Origin of the sequence: Bacillus sp. RO1, from assembly GCF_012524115.1 — a bacterium.
Classification (GTDB): domain Bacteria; phylum Bacillota; class Bacilli; order Bacillales; family Bacillaceae_I; genus Sutcliffiella_A.
In genome coordinates this window covers 1-19,817 of sequence record NZ_JAAZWB010000045.1, presented here as the reverse complement: position 1 = coordinate 19,817, position 19,817 = coordinate 1, and the positions used below count along the sequence as shown (strand labels likewise).

At 39.3% G+C, this 19,817-nt stretch carries 24 protein-coding genes; 15 read left to right on the top strand and 9 right to left on the bottom strand.

Annotation, left to right across the window (positions count from 1 at the left end):
- Window positions 1-55 precede the first annotated feature (55 nt).
- From HC179_RS04495 to HC179_RS04485, 3 genes are all read left to right on the top strand, one after another.
- Window positions 56-1,273 (top strand): MFS transporter, encoded by a 1,218-nt coding sequence (locus tag HC179_RS04495; protein WP_168863252.1) that lies wholly within the window; start codon window positions 56-58, stop codon window positions 1,271-1,273.
- Window positions 1,274-1,456: 183 nt separating this feature from the next.
- Window positions 1,457-2,401 carry a 3'-5' exoribonuclease YhaM gene (gene yhaM / locus HC179_RS04490; RefSeq protein WP_168863251.1) on the top strand — a complete coding sequence of 315 codons (945 nt, stop codon included), beginning with the start codon at window positions 1,457-1,459 and terminating at the stop codon, window positions 2,399-2,401.
- A gap of 70 nt (window positions 2,402-2,471) precedes the next feature.
- Entirely contained in the window at window positions 2,472-2,645 is a 174-nt protein-coding gene (locus HC179_RS04485; protein WP_010198295.1) for a sporulation YhaL family protein, read from the top strand.
- A 28-nt stretch (window positions 2,646-2,673) separates the two neighbouring features.
- Here HC179_RS04485 and HC179_RS04480 read toward each other — a convergent pair whose 3' ends face one another.
- Window positions 2,674-3,552 carry a peptidylprolyl isomerase gene (locus HC179_RS04480; protein WP_168863250.1) on the bottom strand — a complete coding sequence of 293 codons (879 nt, stop codon included), beginning with the start codon at window positions 3,550-3,552 and terminating at the stop codon, window positions 2,674-2,676.
- 731 nt (window positions 3,553-4,283) lie between these two features.
- On the opposite strand from HC179_RS04480, the gene HC179_RS04475 reads away from it, so the two are divergent.
- Both HC179_RS04475 and HC179_RS04470 read left to right on the top strand, forming a co-directional pair.
- Window positions 4,284-4,370, top strand: a complete 87-nt coding sequence (locus HC179_RS04475; protein WP_063561705.1) for a YjcZ family sporulation protein — start codon at window positions 4,284-4,286, stop codon at window positions 4,368-4,370.
- A gap of 31 nt (window positions 4,371-4,401) precedes the next feature.
- Window positions 4,402-4,488, top strand: coding sequence for a YjcZ family sporulation protein (locus HC179_RS04470; protein WP_082153634.1), 87 nt, complete (start codon window positions 4,402-4,404; stop codon window positions 4,486-4,488).
- A gap of 85 nt (window positions 4,489-4,573) precedes the next feature.
- On the opposite strand, the gene HC179_RS04465 is transcribed toward HC179_RS04470, so the two are convergent.
- Complete coding sequence (locus tag HC179_RS04465) at window positions 4,574-4,765, bottom strand: hypothetical protein (protein WP_010192281.1); 192 nt, start codon at window positions 4,763-4,765, stop codon at window positions 4,574-4,576.
- Window positions 4,766-4,903: 138 nt separating this feature from the next.
- On the bottom strand, window positions 4,904-5,458 hold the full coding sequence (locus HC179_RS04460; protein ID WP_168863249.1) for a DUF3267 domain-containing protein: 555 nt from the start codon (window positions 5,456-5,458) through the stop codon (window positions 4,904-4,906).
- Window positions 5,459-5,673: 215 nt separating this feature from the next.
- On the opposite strand from HC179_RS04460, the gene HC179_RS04455 reads away from it, so the two are divergent.
- Complete coding sequence (locus HC179_RS04455) at window positions 5,674-6,003, top strand: DUF1878 family protein (RefSeq protein WP_168863248.1); 330 nt, start codon at window positions 5,674-5,676, stop codon at window positions 6,001-6,003.
- Here HC179_RS04455 and HC179_RS04450 read toward each other — a convergent pair.
- Together HC179_RS04450 and HC179_RS04445 are read right to left on the bottom strand one after the other, a co-directional pair.
- On the bottom strand, window positions 5,990-6,589 hold the full coding sequence (locus HC179_RS04450) for an HTH-type transcriptional regulator Hpr (RefSeq protein WP_148989367.1): 600 nt from the start codon (window positions 6,587-6,589) through the stop codon (window positions 5,990-5,992). The two genes, HC179_RS04455 and HC179_RS04450, sit on opposite strands and share 14 nt — an antisense overlap.
- Before the next feature lie 93 nt (window positions 6,590-6,682).
- The gene (locus tag HC179_RS04445) at window positions 6,683-7,048 is read right to left on the bottom strand and encodes a YtxH domain-containing protein (protein ID WP_168863247.1); all 366 of its coding nucleotides are present in this window, start codon (window positions 7,046-7,048) and stop codon (window positions 6,683-6,685) included.
- A gap of 255 nt (window positions 7,049-7,303) precedes the next feature.
- Between HC179_RS04445 and yhzF the strand changes: the two genes are divergently transcribed.
- The gene (gene yhzF / locus HC179_RS04440) at window positions 7,304-7,495 is read left to right on the top strand and encodes a membrane protein YhzF (RefSeq protein ID WP_168863246.1); all 192 of its coding nucleotides are present in this window, start codon (window positions 7,304-7,306) and stop codon (window positions 7,493-7,495) included.
- 57 nt (window positions 7,496-7,552) lie between these two features.
- Here yhzF and HC179_RS04435 read toward each other — a convergent pair whose 3' ends face one another.
- Both HC179_RS04435 and serC read right to left on the bottom strand, forming a co-directional pair.
- On the bottom strand, window positions 7,553-8,077 hold the full coding sequence (locus HC179_RS04435; protein WP_168863245.1) for a tryptophan transporter: 525 nt from the start codon (window positions 8,075-8,077) through the stop codon (window positions 7,553-7,555).
- Between the two features lie 123 nt (window positions 8,078-8,200).
- On the bottom strand, window positions 8,201-9,283 hold the full coding sequence (serC, locus tag HC179_RS04430; RefSeq protein WP_168863244.1) for a 3-phosphoserine/phosphohydroxythreonine transaminase: 1,083 nt from the start codon (window positions 9,281-9,283) through the stop codon (window positions 8,201-8,203).
- Window positions 9,284-9,387: 104 nt separating this feature from the next.
- Here serC and HC179_RS04425 point away from each other — a divergent pair, with 104 nt between their 5' ends.
- The gene (locus HC179_RS04425; protein ID WP_168863243.1) at window positions 9,388-10,266 is read left to right on the top strand and encodes a hypothetical protein; all 879 of its coding nucleotides are present in this window, start codon (window positions 9,388-9,390) and stop codon (window positions 10,264-10,266) included.
- Between the two features lie 43 nt (window positions 10,267-10,309).
- On the opposite strand, the gene HC179_RS04420 is transcribed toward HC179_RS04425, so the two are convergent.
- Window positions 10,310-10,732, bottom strand: a complete 423-nt coding sequence (locus HC179_RS04420; RefSeq protein WP_168863242.1) for an HIT domain-containing protein — start codon at window positions 10,730-10,732, stop codon at window positions 10,310-10,312.
- Window positions 10,733-11,491: 759 nt separating this feature from the next.
- Between HC179_RS04420 and HC179_RS04415 the strand changes: the two genes are divergently transcribed.
- The 3 genes from HC179_RS04415 (at window position 11,492) to HC179_RS04405 (ending at window position 14,894) form a co-directional block, all read left to right on the top strand.
- Window positions 11,492-12,232, top strand: coding sequence for an ABC transporter ATP-binding protein (locus tag HC179_RS04415; RefSeq protein WP_168863241.1), 741 nt, complete (start codon window positions 11,492-11,494; stop codon window positions 12,230-12,232).
- Window positions 12,225-13,439: an ABC transporter permease gene (locus tag HC179_RS04410; RefSeq protein ID WP_168863240.1), complete on the top strand. Its 1,215-nt coding sequence runs from the start codon at window positions 12,225-12,227 to the stop codon at window positions 13,437-13,439. The genes HC179_RS04415 and HC179_RS04410 overlap by 8 nt, the downstream gene beginning before the upstream one ends.
- A 732-nt stretch (window positions 13,440-14,171) precedes the next feature.
- A complete protein-coding gene (locus HC179_RS04405) occupies window positions 14,172-14,894 on the top strand; it encodes an EcsC family protein (RefSeq protein ID WP_168863239.1) in 723 nt (240 codons plus the stop codon).
- 45 nt (window positions 14,895-14,939) lie between these two features.
- Here the strand turns inward: HC179_RS04405 and HC179_RS04400 are convergent, their stop codons facing one another.
- Window positions 14,940-16,145, bottom strand: a complete 1,206-nt coding sequence (locus tag HC179_RS04400) for a M20 family metallopeptidase (RefSeq protein WP_168863238.1) — start codon at window positions 16,143-16,145, stop codon at window positions 14,940-14,942.
- 143 nt (window positions 16,146-16,288) lie between these two features.
- Here HC179_RS04400 and HC179_RS04395 point away from each other — a divergent pair, with 143 nt between their 5' ends.
- The 4 genes from HC179_RS04395 to HC179_RS04380 all read left to right on the top strand — a co-directional run bounded on the left by HC179_RS04395 (window position 16,289) and on the right by HC179_RS04380 (window position 19,627).
- On the top strand, window positions 16,289-16,966 hold the full coding sequence (locus tag HC179_RS04395; protein WP_168863237.1) for a phosphatase PAP2 family protein: 678 nt from the start codon (window positions 16,289-16,291) through the stop codon (window positions 16,964-16,966).
- 164 nt (window positions 16,967-17,130) lie between these two features.
- The gene (gene liaF, locus HC179_RS04390) at window positions 17,131-17,928 is read left to right on the top strand and encodes a cell wall-active antibiotics response protein LiaF (protein WP_168863236.1); all 798 of its coding nucleotides are present in this window, start codon (window positions 17,131-17,133) and stop codon (window positions 17,926-17,928) included.
- Window positions 17,915-18,982, top strand: a complete 1,068-nt coding sequence (locus HC179_RS04385) for a sensor histidine kinase (protein ID WP_168863235.1) — start codon at window positions 17,915-17,917, stop codon at window positions 18,980-18,982. Before liaF ends, HC179_RS04385 begins: the two co-directional genes overlap by 14 nt.
- A complete protein-coding gene (locus tag HC179_RS04380; RefSeq protein ID WP_168863234.1) occupies window positions 18,983-19,627 on the top strand; it encodes a response regulator in 645 nt (214 codons plus the stop codon). It begins immediately after the preceding gene.
- Window positions 19,628-19,817: the final 190 nt, after the last annotated feature.

The window sequence follows — 19,817 nt, the reverse complement described above, 5'->3', positions numbered from 1 at the left end:
AGACAAGTGCTATGCTTAGAGAGGTAAAGAGAAGCAAGTTGAAAGGATAACGAAAATGAGTGAAAGTGTATTGAAAAATAATAGAACACCATTGATACTATTGAGCTTTAATCTATTTATCGTGATGGTAGGGATTGGTTTAGTCATCCCAATTCTTCCATTTTATATCGATAAGTTTGGAGCGGACGCAAGAACATTAGGTTTGCTTGTTGCCGTGTTTGCGTTTATGCAATTTCTTTTTGCCCCTGTATGGGGAAGGCTGTCTGATAAAATTGGAAGAAAGCCTTTGATAACAATTGGTCTTTTCGGGTTTGCTATCGCTGAGTTCATTTTTGCATATGCAAGCGGTTTATGGATGCTTTTTCTTTCCCGAATCCTAGCGGGAACCTTTGGTTCAGCACTTATGCCAACTGCTATGGCCTATGTTTCGGATGTCACTTCTTCTGAAAAAAGAGGCCAAGGCATGGGAATAATGGGTGCGGCGATGGGGCTTGGGATCGTTGTTGGACCTGGGCTTGGTGGATGGCTTGCTGAATACGACCTATCACTACCATTTTTAGTGGCAGGTGTAGCAGCAACCATAGCGGGGATTCTTTCCGTCATTATTTTACCGGAATCGTATCCGAAGCATAAAAGAGAAATGGATGCTCAAGCTTCTGAAGGTGAAAAAAGAGACAATCAATTCGTAACAATGTATAAAGCTCTTAAAAGCCCTGTAGGATTCCTACTAACTCTTGTTTTCATCATGAGTTTTGGCTTGGCTAATTTTCAATCCATTTTTGGCTACTATACGATGGAACGATATGCCTATGACCCAAGTGAAGTGGGCTTAATCATCTTGATAGTCGGTTTGGTTGGAACTATAGTCCAAGGCGTACTTGTCGGGAGAATGACAAAGAAATACGGGGAAGAAAGAGTAGTTACAATGGCTCTATTAATCAGTTCTTTAGGGTTTGTGCTAATGACCCTAGCAACGAGCTTTACAACTGTACTTTTAACTACCTGCTTATTCTTCTTAGGGAATTCTCTGTTGAGACCATCGTTGAATTCATTCATTTCTAAACTTGCAGGGAATAGACAGGGACTCGTCATGGGGCTCAATAACTCATTCTTAAGTTTGGGAAATGTGGCAGGTCCAATATTGGCAGGTATTTTCTTTGAGATAAATATCCACATTCCATATTTATTCGGAGCATGTATCATGCTATTTGGATTAATCGTCACCAAACTGTGGCTAGCCAAAAGAGCCCATAAAATAGAAGTATCTTCATAAGGAAGATTGTGGTTCATAGCAGTTGATTGGAGCAAAAGGCAAAGACTCCTGAGGGAGATAGCGCTAGGTGGAGACCCCGCAGGCTCGCCGAGGAGGCTCTCGTCAGCCCCGCGGAAAGCGAAGCCTTTTGCGGAAATCAACAGCGCAGTTAAAGAGTATCTAAAAGACAGGGGGAAGAAATAGATGAAAAAAGGTATCCTCCACTTTGAAGTGGGAGAACAAGTAGACGTTCACTTATTAATAAAAACAGCAACAAAAGGAATTGCAAGTAATGGAAAACCTTTCTTAACACTAATATTTCAAGACAAAAGCGGCGAAATAGAAGCAAAGCTTTGGGATGCTTCAACAGACGATGAAGAGCTCTACACGCCACAAAGCATTGTAAGAGTACTAGGGGATATCCACCATTATCGTGGCAGAAATCAATTGAAAATACGCAAAATCAAGCCAAAGGAAGAGCATGAGAATGTCAATGTCTCTGATCTGATTGAAACAGCACCACTAAGCCAAGAACAGATGATGGATAAAATAACACAGGCGATCTTTGAAATGAAGAATCCGAATATCCAAAGGATTACAAGACACCTGTTGAAAAAGCATCAAAATGAATTTTTGCAATACCCAGCAGCTACTAAAAATCACCACGAGTTTGTATCTGGTTTGGCCTATCATGTTGTTTCTATGCTAGATCTTGCAAAAGCTATAGCTAGCTTATATCCTTCATTAGACAAAGATCTTTTATATGCAGGAGTTATTCTTCACGACTTAGGAAAGGTAACGGAGCTATCCGGCCCAGTGTCGACTAGTTATACAATTGAAGGGAACTTAATTGGCCATATTTCAATTATGGTAAATGAAATTGGAAAAGCTGCAGAAGAGCTAGGTATTGAAGGGGAAGAAATCATGGTTCTGCAACACTTAGTGTTAAGTCATCATGGAAAACTGGAGTGGGGAAGTCCGAAACTGCCACTTATCAAGGAAGCAGAAATTCTCCATTATATTGATAATATCGATGCAAAAATGAATATGCTAGATCGTGCTCTGGAACGTGTTAAACCAGGAGAGTACACGGAAAGAATTTTTGCAATGGACAACAGAAACTTCTATAAACCTACTTTTCATAATTAAGTACTAGCCTCCCATACTCTATCATATGTATAAATTAGTAGCACATATGAAAGAGAAGGGGGGCTTTTCTATGCCATGGTGGATGCTGTTAATTGTTATAGGTATTGTTTTTAGTGCATATATGACATTAAGGTCCGCAAAGGAAGAAAAAGAAGTAGAGGAAGCGATTATTGAAAAAGAAGGACAAGTATATATGGATAGGATTCAAGAGGAAAGAGAGAAGAAGCAGGTTGTAAACGTATAGAAAAAGGAAGCGGCTGTCCGCTTCCTTTTTAGCTTTGTTCTTCAGTTTCGTTTTCTTTTTCGAATGTATTTTTAAGATTGGAGTCTTTCACTTTGATATTAGCATTGTCGAGTTCTTTTTGAACAGCTGTATCTACTGCTTCTTGTTGCACCTTAGATAAGAGAACTTCTTCTTTTAACTCCGCTTTGATGTCTTCGAAAGGTTCTTTTTCCTTTTTATCTGTTACTTTGATAATGTGGAAACCGTACATGCTTTCCACAGGCTCACTGATCTCGTTTACTTCGAGGCTGTAAGCTGCCTCTTCAAATTCAGGGAGCATTGCTCCAGCACCAAACCAGTCGAGGTCACCGCCATTTTGAGCAGAACCAGGGTCTGTTGAATATTCTGTTGCTAGTTCGGCAAAGTCAGCACCCTCATCAAGCTTTTTCTTGACTTCTTTTGCAGTTTCTTCATCTGCTACGAGAATGTGACTTGCACGTATCTCGGGTTTCATCTGGTCATAATATTCTTGAATTTCTTCATCCGTCACTTCTGCATTTTCCATTGCTGCTTTTTCCTGAAGCATGGAGATGCGCAAAGTTTGGCTTAATTGCTCTTCATTTTTAAAACCGCTCTGAGCCATTGCTGAATCAAATTGAGGTCCAAGTTGCTGTTTCAGCTCGTCTAAGCGTTCTTGCAGTTCTTCATCGGTAACCTCATATTTCTCACTTAACACTTTTTCATATACCAATTCCCGAAGAACCTCTTCACCAAAACGATCCTTCATGGCTTCATAAAGCTCGGCCTGTGTAATGTTACCGGCAGAGGTTTCAGCAACCACTTCCGTATTATCGGCTTTATCGTTGTTACAGGCAGACAGTGCAACGATTGAAGCAGTTGCACCTAAGGCAATTATCCATTTTTTCATTTAAGTCACTCCCATATGTAGTAAAACGTTCCAATCAATACTATAGCATATTCTTCATATTTAATGAAATTATTTGACAACACTTTAAAGGCATCAATTTTACTTATAAAAGATAAGAATGTATATATCTCGGTTGATTTCCGTTCCAGGCGCTTCGCTTGCCTGCGGGCGGTCCGTGAGCCTCCTCGGCATGCGACTGCGGTGTCTCACTTGTCCCTTCCTCCTGCGGGCGTCTACGCGCCTTCCAATCCAATCAACAAAGTGACTTCATTCATTAGAAGGGTTTATGAAAAAAGCTATATAACTGAGCTAGCTGAATAAGCATTAACTTATATTTAATGTAATATATAGCTGTGGATTGGAGCAAATGGCGTAGACTCCAGCGGGGGAGAAACGGTAGATTGAGACCCCGCAACGAAGTGAGGAGGCTCAAGCGCCGTCCCGCGGAAAGCGAAGCCATTAGCGGAAAGGAACAGCGGGGCATAACCAATTAACTTATAAAGTTCGGTTTTCTTTAACTTAAGGTAAGAGCATTTTCAAAAAAAAATGGGTTATCGTCCATTCCAATTTCTCCACTTTTACATATGATAAATGGAATCATGAAAACATCAACGCACTTTGTTGTCCCAGGATTTCATGTAAAAAACCTTAGAGGCAGGATAAACGCCTATGCCTCCTAAGAAATTGTTGCATAAGATATCGTAACAACTCATAAAGGAGGTGTTACTAAGATGGGTAATGCGTATGCAGGTGGCTTCGCGTTAATCGTAGTATTGTTTATCTTGTTGGTAATCGTAGGTGCAGCTTGGTTGTACTAAATACATTTTCAATAAAAAAGGAGGAACTAAAATGTCAGGTGGACATTCCGGCGGATTTGCGTTAATCGTAGTATTATTTATCCTGTTAGTAATCGTAGGTGCAGCTTGGTTATACTAAGCTAGACCTTGGAGATTAGGCATTGCCTCAAGCTCCACAAAAACACCTTCCATGTTTACATGGAAGGTGTTTTTTGTGCGATTTATTATTTGGAGCTTAGCAGGATATCTACATAAGAGGAAATTAATAGAATGGTAATAAGTACATTTATGGTTCGGAAAACTTTCGGCTGACGATCCTCCGGTATTTCCTTTTGAACGCATAAAGCATTCGTTAATTTGTTTATGTAGAAGAGTATAAATACAGCCACCCAAACAAATAGAAATGCGATAGCCATAAGATCCCTCCTTTGTGGCTTGCTTTAAACTAAATACAGAATATATACTTATGCCTTCTACCTTACCAAAGTTTATGAGAAAAAGATACTGTGATAGTCCGAAACTTTTACAAAAAAATGAAAAAGCATCCTATTTTTTTAGGACGCTATTTCTTTCTCATTAACTATTAAGATATCATAACCGTTTTCCAATTCTTCAATTTGGCATTTGCTAGGAGCACGTTGGATAAGTTTAATGTAAAGGAAATCTGGAATACTTAGACCAAGGTTTACTGCCGCAAGCATGGAAAAATAATGATAATAGCTTGGGAAGATATGTGCAAGTATGATGCATGCTGAAGTAATGATGGCAAAAGGAGCCAGTAACACAGCATAGGATTGGATTTTTGTAAAAGGCTTTTTGGTTTTTATTTTCATAAATGGCATATAGCACTTAAATTTCCATTTGAGTTTTACTTGGTTTTTTGTCGCGATTAGCGGTAGAACATGACATAACTTGTGCATCGTGAACATACCCAGAAGGGCAAGGATGAACCATCCAAAGTTGGCAGATGATACAGTAGTGTCATGGTAAATAAGGCTAAAAGACAGAAAGAATACAATAAACGAAAGTAAAGTAATGATAAACGAAATGAGTGTTATGCGATGGAGTCCATATTGTCTAGTAATATCAATGGATTTCCAGCAGTTCATAGTTGAGTCACCTACCGTAATTGCTAGTCGTAATCAAAATTACTAAATTAATGTAAGCTTTTTTATTGGAAAAATCAATAGGTGAATGTAATTTATTTTTTGATCTATCCATCTAAATATTGGTAAGTGAAAGGAATTGATGTAAAATAAATAGAAAAGTACAGCAATCTTTTGAGACTTGTTATTAGAATTTGCAACAGTAAGGACTGAATAAAGTGGAAGAAAGACTAGAAACCCTGGAGTTTTACGTGGAACTTCTAATAAAACAAATGGATCGGACAAGATATCCTTGGGATTATCTGATCATGCTAGGAAGATTGAGCAAGAAGGACGTGCAGAATCTGTACAAAGCATGTGAAGACTTGAGCAAAGAAATGGAGAAACAAAAAGCGGAAGGGTTTGTAACGTTTTCTCCGCTTCTTATACAATTCAGGCAAGCCTTGCCTGAAGACCTGCCATTGGAGGACACAATTTCTGCTTTACGTACACAAGGCTATTATGTCCCGCTGATGGACGCTTTTCAAAGAGATATCAAGAGGAAGTAACGCTTTCATTTTTCTCTTCAAGCACTTCTTCTTTTTTGGAAAGCCTCCCATCGACCTCAACAAAATCCTCTTCAATATTATTAAAGGAACGTTCAAAGATTTGCATAAAGTCTTCCCCGTAAACATTGCGAATCACGCACATGATGTCAAGGAGCTCCGGGAATTTTCCATATAAATCATGCATGGGCAAAGCACCGCTAAATACCGAATTTTTACTAGGATCATAGGTTTCCATCAGTTCTAAAAGGATTTTTTCTCCTTTGTCAGTTAATTCAATATATGTGTTTCGCTTGTCATTTTCCTTTTTAGAAAAGCGAAGCAATTCTCTTTCTTCCAATTTCTTGGAAAAGTTAAAAGCAGTGGAAACATGCATTACTCCGAATTTAGCAATCTCTGAAATACTTGCTCCCTTTAAGTGATAGGCAATCCAAAGAATATGGTGTTCGTTGATATTCAAATCATATGGTTTAATCCACTGTTGCCAATCTTTCTCGATGGTCTTCCAAAGTGCTTTACTCAGCTGGGCAACACGTTGGCTGAAGAGCATAGCTTCTTTTAATGAATACTGTCCGTTCTGTGTATTCACAAACTCACCTACTTTTTTCTAATATATTACTATCTATTATGACAATAAAATAAAAATTAATAAAGGTCTAAATTTACAAAAAATTAAAATTTTTTATTCAGCTGTGTTTTTCGCTAATTTTTTTTCTAGATTTTCTAATTCTTCCTGTAGGTTTGCAATGTTTTGTTGAATGGATTCTTGATGAGGCTTAATTGAATTTTGCCAAAGGTCTACTGAAACCTTGATCTCTTCTGCAATATTTCCAACAGTTGCTTTTCCCTCTTCCATCGCTTGTGTTACTTGATCCTTGATATGAATAGCCTCTTGTTTCAACTCTTCCATCGTCAATTGAACAGAATGAGCCGTAGACTTTATTTTTGCTCTTCTAGATGCTCCAGATTCAGAGGTTGTAAGCAATGCAGAAATTCCAGCTATTGTTCCACCTATAAAAACTCCGTAAATGAATGATTTCCCATTCATAGTAATCACTCCTATATAAAGTTATGTAAATATAGTTCAATACCCTAAGATTATTATATAATTCAACATTTATAAAAAAAATCCTCTTTTTGTTGATACTTTTATGAATGAATCAATGCGCGAAAGGTTATCCACCTTTACTATCAATATTATTTCCAAAATAACAGGTATATATTTGTTAAACCATAGATAACATTACTTGTTTCATAAGAAAAGAGAGAACGGCATATTTATGATAAAAAGGGGGCGGGCTTTGTGGCAGGTATAACATCTTTGTTATTTATCATAAGTATTGTGATGCTGTTTGGTGGCGGAAATTATTTTTTGGCTTCACAAAGGGCAGGGGTATATCCGCCAAGGAGAGTGCTGCAGCAAAGGGCTGTAGCTATTGGAGGTGCTGGAGGGGTCATGTTATTGCTTGCGGTATTGGTGACATGGGTAGCTTAATCCCATTTTGCAAAATAAGAAGAGGGCAAATCCTTTTATAGGAATTTGCCCTCTGCATTATGTTGTAGATATTAGATTTGAACGTTTGGCAATGCTCGTAACAATCGGATAGATAATAATCATGACTATTGCATTCAGTGCAACAGCAGGTAGTACGGCTGTAACGAAGAAGAATGCAAAAGATTCTTCGCCTGGCAATCCTACCAATGTTAATGCGGTAAAAAGAAAAATCACGCCTGAAATAATGGTACCAATGGCGGTTAATACACTTGCTTTAACAAGTGGCTTGTCCAATTTCTTTAATGCTAGGAGCAAAAAGAAAAATATGAATGCTGTAATTGGCTTATCAATGATGTTTGGGATCTGGCCAGCTGGAAAAGTGGTCGTCATGGCGGAAATTAATCCTGTCGTGACTCCTAATAATAATACATTTTTCTTTTCTGGAAACAACATGATACCTATAAACATCATCGTTAAAGCTAGGTCTGGTTTCATACCGAGAATGACCCCCGGTACCACAGTGTGCAGAACTGCACCGATTCCTACCAATAAAGCTAGTGACACTAAAGTCTTTGTATTCATTTCTCATCTCTCCTCAACTGATCTTGTCTTTTTTAACTCCATTAGTACACTCGTTGTCTAATGCGAATTAATAGATACTAGTATATAAAAGATTCCCCTTTTTGAAAAGGAGAAAGCTGCCCTTTACCTATATTTGGCTTGAAAACTTTTCATGAATGCCGCTAATGCCTGACATGATTCCAATGGTACGGCATTGTAAATAGAAGCCCTGCAGCCTCCGACCAATCTGTGACCTCCAAGGCCGACAAAGCCTTCCTCTTTCGCTTGAGTCAGAAAAATAGATGTTATTTCTTCAGATGGGAGGTTGAAGGTGACATTCATATGAGATCTGGCTCCTTTTTCTGCATGGCCGATATAAAATCCTTCACTCTGATCAATGGTTTCATAAAGGAGCTCTGCTTTCTCCTGGTTAATCCTTTCCATAGCTTCAACGCCGCCCTGTTCAGTTACCCATTCCAATACAAGAGAAAGCATATAAATGGAAAAGGTAGGAGGTGTATTGTAAAGGGATCTATTCTTCGCGTGTGTTTGGTAATTCAGCATTGTCGGGATATGACTAGGACATTGCTCCAGCAGGTCCTTTTTTATTATTACAACTGTTACACCAGAAGGACCAAGGTTTTTCTGGGCGCCAGCATAGATAAGAGAGAAATCTTCCACATTAATTGATCTGCTTAAGATATCACTCGACATATCTGCAATTAATGGTATAAACGAAGGAGTGGATGGGAATTCCCTCCATTGCGTTCCAAAAATAGTGTTGTTGCTCGTAATATGCAAATAAGCTGCGTCTGTAGATAGTTCTAATTGTGAAGGGATGTTAGTGTAACCAGATTCCTTGGTGGTGGAAGCAATATGAGTCGAGCCGATTTTTTGTGCCTCTTTTAATGCTTTTTCGGACCAAGAACCGGACAAGCTATAGTTAGCTGTCTTACCTTTAGGGAGAAAGTTCATCGGGACGGCCGAGAATTGCAGACTAGCACCACCTTGCATGAACAGAATGTCATATTCGTCTGGGATCTGCAAAAGTTCTTGTAAAAGGGTTGCTGCTTTCTGATGAACCTTATCGTATTCTTTGCTTCGATGACTTAATTCCATAACAGACATACCTGTCTCTTGAAAATTCAACAATTCCTCTTGGGCACGTTGTAGCACTTGTTTTGGAAGTGCTGCAGGCCCAGCGTTAAAATTATATACATGCTTCATCCTATTAACCCCCTAAAGTAATCTGAAAATATTAATATATATCCTATCATGAATTGTGTTAGAATACATGAAAGATTTCGAAAAAAGTTAGGAGTAAACGATCCATGTATCATGAACAAAAGCCTTTTGATATTAGTCCATATGATCATCCAGATATATATCCTGGTCCAAGGCCAGCAGCTTCTTTTTTATTTTGGCAAGGTAAAGCTCATAGAATAGAGGCTGATAAAGGAGTGCCGGTAGAGCAGCATTCTATTCACTTTACCAATGTCGACCATGTGCTGGGCAGCTTGGCATTTCAAAGTACGCATGTAAAAAGAGTGGAGGAGTTTTTGGGGGAGGGAGGGTTCCATTCCAAGGTTCCCGTCGTCGCTTATGGATCGAACGTGTGTTTAGCTCAATTGCAATACAAATTTCGATTGCGCCCGGAAGAAGAGGATTTTATGCTTTGCTTAAAAGGCACAGTGACGGATTCAGACATTGTTTATGCCCCATTTTTAGCACCTTATGGGTCTTTGCCTGCTGTCATTGCACCAGTGGAAGGTGCGGTATGTGAGGTTTGGTTGACGTTTATAGACAAAAAGCAGTTGGAATTGATTAATTCAACTGAAAAAGGATATGAACTTAGAGTACATACTGGGAAAAAAGTTCGTTTGGATACTGGAGAAGTCTTTGAGAATGTCTATGCTTACTATGAGCCCCGTGCCTTATTATGGGGAGGGGAGTTGCGCAGATTCAAGGACATTTCTGGTCACAGCCCGCTTCAGTCCGTCTGGCAAAGTGAGATGCTTAACGAATTAAAGCTGGCAGTTAACCATAAAGGAACCCGTGAAGAATTTATTCACTTGTTAAGATGGGACAGGAGTTATCGAGATCATGTAGAAGGATTTTTAAAGGACAAATGCACCTATGCTTTTGATCATCCTGAATGGAAAGCTGCAGAAACTATCCTTTCCATAGGAGAGATGAAAAGATCATTTTGAAAATAAAATGACGTGGATCCTTAAAGGGGCCACGTCATATATTTTACTTTATACCTTGATTAATTTTACTTGCGATCTCTTGCAATTGTTGAGTTGTGTAATCGCTTTGGTTCGACTTCCACACTGCTCCAAATCCGTCACCTTTGCCGTAGCGAGGGATGATGTGAAGATGATAATGAAATACCGATTGACCAGCAGCTTCTCCATTATTATTTAAGAGGTTAAGACCAATTGGTTCAAACTGCTCTTTAATGGAATTAGCGATTTTAGGCACCACTTTAAAAAGCTTCTCTGCTATTTCAGGTGTAAGCTCGTAAATGTTTTCTTTATGTACTTTCGGAATAACCAATGTATGTCCTTTTGTTACCTGGCTAATATCAAGAAATGCCAAAACGTGCTCGTCTTCGTAAACCTTTGAAGCAGGGATGTCTCCGTCGATAATCTTACAGAAAATGCAATCACTCACCCGTATCACCTCTGATTTTATTTTTATCTATTTTACCATGTTTTGGACAAGTATCCTAATTTGATCAAGCAGGCAAATTAAACAAGCAAGAGCAAAAGCTCCTGCTTGTGAAGAAAGGGACGAGAGGCAACAAGCTTCTCTATCTGAGTAAGGAGAAGCCTACAAACAACATTTTACCTTTCAAATAACTGTGCTTGATAAACACCTCATTTGATATTAAAAATGTGTCTAATGGTCAGCTTTCCTGTTCAAAACAACCATCCCCTTGTTACTGAGTTTTACAACATTAGTAACGCGGCTATCGACGTAAAGTCTCTTTAACGAACACCTCATTTTCAGAATGAATCAATCACAGGTTACGACTTTAGAGTAAAGTGTCGCCCGTAAGCACCTCATTTCTTCATCAATCGGAGTTACGTTCAGATGATCGTGTTGTTGCAGTCGGTTAAGTCCCGCAACGACGATAGAAATAGTTTAACCTTATCTAGAACAAAGCATCACTGTCTTTGACAGTCACCTCATCTACAAAGAAGTAAACCAAAGGCTTGTCTAAGTGCCCCTCTGTCCCCTTCCCTACATATGATGCGCACTTTCGTTTAAATTATGTTATGGTAAAATTTAATTAAGAAATTTTTTTATTGCATAAATGTTACAGGGGGATTAAATTTCGTAAAGGGGTCAGACCCTCAAAGGATTTTACCCCTCCATGTAGTAGCTATATTCTATACATAATATCGTTGGCAGAAAGGGTAGGTTGATGTGAGTTTATTGGAGATTAATGGGTTAACTGGCGGTTATACAAATCAGGCTGTGCTAAAGGATGTTTCGTTTGGTGTGAAGGCTGGTGAGTTGGTTGGGCTGATCGGTCTTAATGGTGCCGGTAAGAGTACAACGATTAAGCATGTTATCGGGACAATGGAGCCGAAGAAAGGGTCCATTAAGATTAATGGTATTTCCATTCAAGAGGATACGACGAAGTATCGCTCGACGTTTACATTTATTCCAGAGACTCCGATTTTATATGATGAATTGACATTGTATGAACATCTTGAACTAACTGCGATGGCATATGGGTTATCAAAAGAAACATTTGAAGAACGATTACATCCGTTACTAAAAGAATTCCGGATGGAAAAACGGCTTAAATGGTTTCCTGCCCATTTTTCAAAAGGTATGAAGCAGAAGGTTATGATCTTAGCTGCTTTTTTAATTGAACCGAAGCTCTATATTGTGGATGAACCTTTTGTCGGTTTGGATCCCCTTGCCATTCATTCATTGCTTGAAATGATGGATAAGGTGAAAAAGAGTGGTGCCGGCATTCTGATGTCCACACACATCTTGGCCACTGCCGAAAGGTATTGTGATTCATTTGTCATTTTGCATGAAGGAGAAGTGCGTGCAAAAGGAACGTTAGAAGAGCTGAGGGTGCAGTTTAATATGCCATTGGCTTCACTTGATGATCTCTACATCCAACTGACAAAGGAAGAGAGCAATGTTTAATGTCGATCAGCTCTGGCAAGCCAGATTCAGTCAATATATAAAAGATACCAGAAGATATTTACGTTATATGTTCAATGACCATCTCGTAATCGTAATGATCTTTTTACTTAGCGGTCTCGCCCTTGCTTATCAAAGCTGGTTAGAGGTAGTACCTCCTGATTTTCCTTATGCGTTGCTTATGGGGGCAATTTTGGCCCTTTTAATGACAAGAGGAAGCATACATACATTTCTTAAGGACCCTGACCTTGTCTTTTTGCTTCCGCTTGAAGAGAAGTTGAAACCATATATCAAAAAATCATTCATTTATTCCATTGTATTGGAGAGTTATTTTCTTTTACTTGTGTTTGGAGTATCTGTTCCGCTTTTTTTCACACTGACAGATGCAACGTTCCAAACGTTGATCTTCATGCTTCTCTTATTACTGGGAATGAAATCCTGGAACCTATGGATGACATGGCTCATCAACTTCTATACAGATAAAAAGGTTAGACTTGTGGATTGGTGGGTAAGACTTGCTTTAAATTTTGTTCTGCTTTATCTTGTATTTTCCGAAGCGAATCTGCTGTTTATCGGTGTAGTAATGGTCATTATGCTGCTTTTGCTTGCCTATTTTCAAAACGCGACCAAGAAAATGAATTGGAAATGGGACTTGTTGATAGTAAACGAAACCAAACGGATGCAGCTATTTTATCGGGTAGCCAATCTTTTCGTTGATGTACCGGGGCTTAAAGAAAAAGTGTCAAGAAGAAAATGGTTGGATGTTGTCCTTTCCTGGACACCTTATAGGAAAGACAAAGCATTTGATTATCTATACCTGCGCACATTTTTGCGTTCGGGAGATTATTTTGGACTTTATCTGAGGTTATTGATTATTGGAGCTGTTTTGCTTTTGACACTTCCTGTTGGGTACGCGACATATCTAGTGCCTGTGCTAGTGCTATATTTGACGGGCTTTCAGCTTATCCCAATGTGGCGCCATCACTACAATAAACTCTGGTTGTCGATTTATCCAGTTCAAGAAAAGCACCGTATCCTTGCTTTTACTAAAATGATTATGGTTATCCTAATTTCCCAAACCGTTATCCTTGCTGCTATATTAATTTTTGTTGCGACTTGGATGGAAGTTGTAATCGTGTTGGTTGGCGGAATCATGTTTGCCTTCTTATATGTACAGGGTGTAGTAAAACGCAAGATTGCTTCACTCTAATTACTAGAAAACACCCAAGTCTGCTTGGGTGTTTTTATTTAAATATAAGTTGCATTTTGGTACTGTTGATTTCCGTTCCAGGCGCTTCGCTTGCCGGCGGGCAGTCCGTGAGCCTTCTCGGTTACGCCGAGGCCACTGAAAAAGTCTTGGATTTTAGATGTTGTTTAGACACCGCTGTTGATTTCCGCAAACGGCTTCGCTTTCCTAGGGGCGCTGCTGGAGCCTCCTCGGCAAGCCTGCGGGGTCTCCACCTAGCGCTACCTCCCTCAGGAGTCTTCGCCTTTTGCTCAAATCAACAGCTAAGAATCATCATAAACTTTACGTTACCAGTTTTTCAGTGGCCTCAATGCGCCTGCGGGGTCTCACCAGTCCCTTCCTCCCGCTGGCTTCTACGCGCCTTCCACTTCAATCAACAAGATGACTTCATTCAACAAATGTTATTGAAGAACCATCAAAATGAGTTGCCAAATAAACCATCAAAGTAGCTTTAATGTAATTTTTAGCTGTGGATTGGAGCAAATAGTGGAGACTCCAGCGGGGGAGAAACGGTTGGTTGAGACCCCGCAACGAAGTGAGGAGGCTCAAGCACCGTCCCGCGGAAAGCGATGCCATTTGCGGAAAGGAACAGCGTCGGTAACACAGTAATCAAAATTGTTTTTTCTTATTCTGAAACATATTTACCCTAATTCTCGTATATGAAGTAAGGATAGATAAAGGTGAGGAGTGTTTCCTTTGTATGAAGACAAGGTAATAGATGAAACTAGAAGATGGAAAATGCAGGTGGCAAAGAAATCTACCATGTTTCAACGATTTTCCAAGGGTGCGCAAAATAAGGTAAATGCCATCATTCCTGAGAAAGTTCATACCATCATGACAGAGAGCATTAAAAGAATGGTTCAAGGGACACTAGTTGGGAGCAATATGACAACCAAGATGAAGGAAGGCCATGTGGTCATGACCTTAGAGGAGAAGGAAAAATGGATTCATGAAAAATTGAATGTATATAAAAGGACAGCCGCAGTGGAAGGAGCAGGTACAGGAGCTGGAGGAATTCTCCTTGGCCTTGCGGATTTTCCCTTGCTTCTGTCGATTAAAATGAAATTTCTATTCGAAGTAGCTGCCATCTATGGTTTTAATACCAAAAATTATGAAGAAAGAGTGTTTATTTTATATATTTTTCAGTTGGCATTCTCAAGTGATTCCAGGAGAAAAGAAGTGTTAAGGTATGTGGAAAATTGGGAAGAGCACAAAGAGGAAGCAAAAGAGCTTGATTGGAAGGCATTTCAACAGGAATACAGAGATCACATCGATTTGATTAAAATGCTGCAGATGATACCGGGGTTTGGAGCGGTTGTGGGGGCATATGCAAACTATCATTTCCTTGACCAGTTGGGGACGACAGCGAAAAACTGCTATCGATTAAGAATGTTCAAGGAAAAGGGGATATCAATATAAAAATGCCAGGCGCCATTAAAGGAAGCCTGGCATTTATTTATCCATTTATTGATGAGAAGGGATGAGTTTTTCTTTTTCGTGTTGGTGATAAAGTACAGTTGCAGCACCAAGCGTTTTTGCGGCGATTAATAGTGATTTTTCATTTATGTCAAACTTGGGATGGTGGTGAGGATAGGCCACTTCCACGCCTTCCGGTTTTGCTCCTGTAAAAAAGAAAGTCCCTTTTACATGTCTCAAATAGTAGGAAAAGTCTTCTCCGCCCATATGTGGTGGTGTTTCTTCCAAAGCTTCCACCTCTTTAATGCCAGAAGCAACGCTTACTAGGTAGTCTGTCTCCTCTTTATGGTTGACCACAGCTGGGTACCCCCGGTGGAATTTGTATTCATAGGTTGAGCCGTTAAGGGCACATGTAGAAGATGCAACGATGTCTATTTCTGCTTCAATCATGTCGCGTACATCATCATTGAATGTTCGAACAGTTCCTTCTAAATAAGCGGAGTCTGCAATGATGTTAAAAGCATTTTCTGCGACAAACGTGCCAACCGAAATTACTGCAGGGTCGACAGGGTTCACTCGTCTGCTTACTATCTGTTGAAGGTTAAGGACCAATTGAGAAGCAGTGACTACGGCATCTTTTGTCTTATGCGGTTGTGCACCATGGCCACCAGAACCTTGGACTTTGATGGAAAAGCGATCAGCAGCAGCCATTACAGGACCTACTCGGTACAGAATTTTTCCAGCTTCATTACCAGACCATAAGTGGGTACCAAATATGACATCAACCCCTTCTAAGCAGCCGTCGCTTATCATGGCGACTGCCCCACCTGGTGCGTATTCCTCTGCATGTTGATGAATCAAAACTACATTTCCTTCAAGATCCTCTTTTAGTTCATTTAAACACTTTGCCAGTACTAGTAATGTTGCGGTGTGGCCGTCATGTCCACAAGCATGCATCACCCCTGGCACTTTTGATTTGTATGCCACTTCTTTTTCATCCTGTATTGGGAGTGCGTCAAAATCCGCACGTAAGGCAACTGTTTTTCCAGGTCGCGCACCGGCTATCTTGGCAACCACACCATTGCCGCCAACATTTGTTTGGTGAGCTATTCCTAGATTTTTATAGTACTCAGCTATGTAAGCAGCCGTGTGGAATTCTTTAAAAGATAATTCAGGGAATTGGTGCAAATAGCGTCTGATTTCAACCATCTCATCGTAACGACTTTCTAAAAGTTCATTCAGTTTATCTAACAAGTGGCTCTCCCCATTTCTAAATTATTATCAATGCTTTTATTTAATATAGTATTCTATATGACTATTCGAAAAAATAATAGTCATAACTTTCATAAATTTAGTAAAATAATAAATGGATGTAGGTATAAGAGGAGATGTCGGATATGGAAATAGAATTAGGAAAAAAACAGGTTGAAGAAAAGCAAAGTAGTAAATGGAGAAGGTTAATCTTATTTCTGTTATGTGGTGCCTTTTTCATTTGGTCCTTTCAACAAATTATGAATGAACAAACATTTGTTTTTGATGAATCAATTCGCAACTTCGTAAATGGATTGGAAGCTGATATCCTAATTAGCTTTTTTCATTTGTTTACGATGCTTGGAGATAAAACGGGAGTCATTATTATTATGTTGCTATCCATTCTGGTGATTTGGTGGAAAAAAAGGGATTACCCAGCAATGGCTGTAATTGTTGGAGGGGTTATTCTCGTCAATGAACTTAACAAATGGCTCAAAAACTTCACGGGCCGTGAAAGACCGATGACAGGTCCAGGCGCGGAAAGTCTCAGTTTTCCAAGTGGACATGCCATGGTTGGCTTATTCTTTTATGGATTATTATTATATTTTGCATTAGCTTACACAAAAAAAAGTGGAATTCGTTTGCTTATCGCAATATTTGGAACTGTGTTCATCGCCCTACTTGGTACTAGCAGAGTGTTCTTAAATTATCATTACCCATCAGATGTTTTTGCTGGTTATGCAGCAGGCTACATATGTCTGGTCCTTGGTGTACTATTGTATGAATGGTTACAAGCGTTACGTAAAAGTAAGAAAGCAATGTAGCTATGGCTCATTGCTTTTTTAGTTTCATTTCAGTCTCAAGACGGACAAAGAAACTGGCTGCGGATAGGGGCTTTTTAGAAAGAGAATACGTAAAATAGAATTATATTAAAGGTTTTAAACGAAACAGTGTCAAATATAGAAGAAGGGGGGCTTATAGAAATCGAATGAAAACATTTAATCAAAAAATTATGGCTATTATCTTTGTTTTAATTGGAATCATGTTGTTACTTGTCAACATTGGTGTCATTTCCTTGGAAATAAAAGAGTATTTTGTCACCTACTATCCAGTGTTAATCGTGCTTTTGGGGTTGAAATTATTCATTGAAACTTTATTTTTTCAAAAACGAGCGCATTTCATTAGTTTGTTTCTTTTAGCTTTTGGTGGATTGTTGTTGCTTGACCGTGTTGGATATATCGAGTTTCAGTTCCATATGTTTTGGAAATTATGGCCGCTCTTGATTGTTTATATTGGAATGAAATTGTTTGTGAACAAGCGTCCGGTCACAATTAGATTCACTAAGGAAAATGATGAATACAATGAAGTATTCGAAACCTATGATAAGTCCGATGAAGAGGTAAATTGGAATGGGAATAGTTCGAAGCGTGTCATAACGATCGGCGATATGAAAATGAATAAGCAAAATTGGGCAGTGGAGCCATTGTCTGTCTGGAATGTAGTTGGTGATTATTATTTTGACTTTAGTAAGGCTTATATACCAGATAAAGAAACAAGTATTCAAATAAAGGGCGTTGTCGCTGATTTAAAGATGCTTGTTCCGGAAGATCTTCCAATTAAAGTATCGGCTAAAGTAAAGATTGGGCACTTGAATATATTGGGGAATTCTTCAGAAGGAAAAGGAAATAAACTTTACTATGAGTCTGAAAATTACAATGAGGCGACTAGAAAGCTTAACATTGTGCTGGATATGAAAATAGGGGATGTTCGTATTGATAGGGTCTAATAAGGGGAGGAAAATTGAGAGTTTAAGATTTTGGTATATCCGTTCTTTCATGGTTGTATCGGTTGTATCAGCGTTCCTTTTTTTCCTGTTTCTCCAGGTTGTTCTGCTTTTTTATCAGGATGGTTTAATCGTCGATGTTCGATGGAGTATGTTGCTGACGGTGGTGGCGTTCATAATTTTAGCCATTACAAGTTTATATTTTGGCTATAAGCAAAGCGGAAACATGAAAAAGAGAGTCGAGGATATTTCCACATTTATTGCAACGTTGGGAAGAGGGAAGTTCTCTGAAAGAATTGCAGTTGGACAAACTGATGAACTTGGTAGATTAGCAGAAGATATCAATCAGCTTGCTATTAAAATTCAAAATCAAGTGAAATCATTACAAAAGCTAGCTGAAGAAAAGAATGAATTGGCAATCAAAGCACATAACGCTGCAACAATTGAAGAAAGACAGCGTCTGGCAAGGGAGCTTCACGATTCCGTCAGTCAGCAGCTGTTCGCTTTAAGCATTATGTCTTCCGCTTCTATCCGTATGTTTGACTCCCATCCACAAGAGGCAAAAAAGCAGCTGACTGATATTGCTGCCATAGCGGCTCAAGCTCAAGGAGAAATGAGAGCCTTGCTCCTTCACTTGAGACCTGTCTCGTTGACTAATGATTCGTTGTGCGTTGGGATTAACAAATTATTGACAGAGTTAGAAGACCGCACTCCCATCACTTTTCAAAAAGATATTCAAGAAATTTCCATGTTATCCAGTGCCACAGAAGATCACCTGTTTAGAATTATCCAAGAGGCGATATCCAATATATTGAGACATGCTGATGCCACAATCGTTAAGTTGGACATGCATCAAAAGGGAAATCAGTATGTATACATATTTATTAGTGACAACGGTAAAGGATTCGAAATAAATCAACATAAACAAGCTTCCTTTGGGCTTCATACGATGCGAGAACGCTGTGAAGAAATAGGGGGGCAGTTCCACATACGTTCCAAAAAAGGAGAAGGAACTCATATTGAAATTAACATTCCAATAAGAGAAGGGGAAAACTAGATGGATAGGATTAAAGTGGTGGTAGTTGATGATCATGATATGGTGCGTAAAGGATTATTAGCTTACTTAATAACGGAACCCGGAATAGAAATTGTCGGAGAAGGTTCTAGCGGACAGGCAGCCATTGAACTTGCTAAAAAAGAAAAACCTGATGTCATCTTGATGGACTTACTGATGGAAAATGGTACAGGAATAGAAGCTACCAGGGAAATTATTAAATTTCACCCCACCTGTAAAATCATTATCATCACTAGCTATTTCGATGATGAACAGGTTTTTCCAGCCATTGAAGCGGGAGCGTATAGTTATCTGTTGAAAACGGCAAGGGCGGAAGATATCATAAAAGCGATTGAAAAAGCGGTACAAAATGAACCTGTCATAGAACCAAAGGTGGCAAGTAAGATGATGAATCGATTTCGTTCACCTTCCAAATTACCTCATGATGATCTAACAGAACGGGAATTAGAAGTTCTAATGTGCCTTGGGGATGGATTGACGAATCAGGAAATCAGTGAGGAATTATACATTGGAATTAAGACAGTAAAAACACATGTGAGCAATATTTTAGGTAAGCTGCAGGTTGCTGACAGAACGCAAGCGGCGATTTATGCCAATAGGCATGGAGTGCTGCGTGAGAAAAAATGAAGCAAATGAAAGAGGCTGGGACAAAACTAAAAAAGCCTAATAAAAGAAGAACAATTTAGGTGTCATAGGTATTGGCTCTAAATACCGCTGTTGATCTCCACAAATGGCTTCGCTTTCCTAGGGGCGGTGCTTGAGCCTCCTCGCTCCGCTGCGGGGTCTCAAGCTACCGCTATCTCCCTCAGGAGTCTTC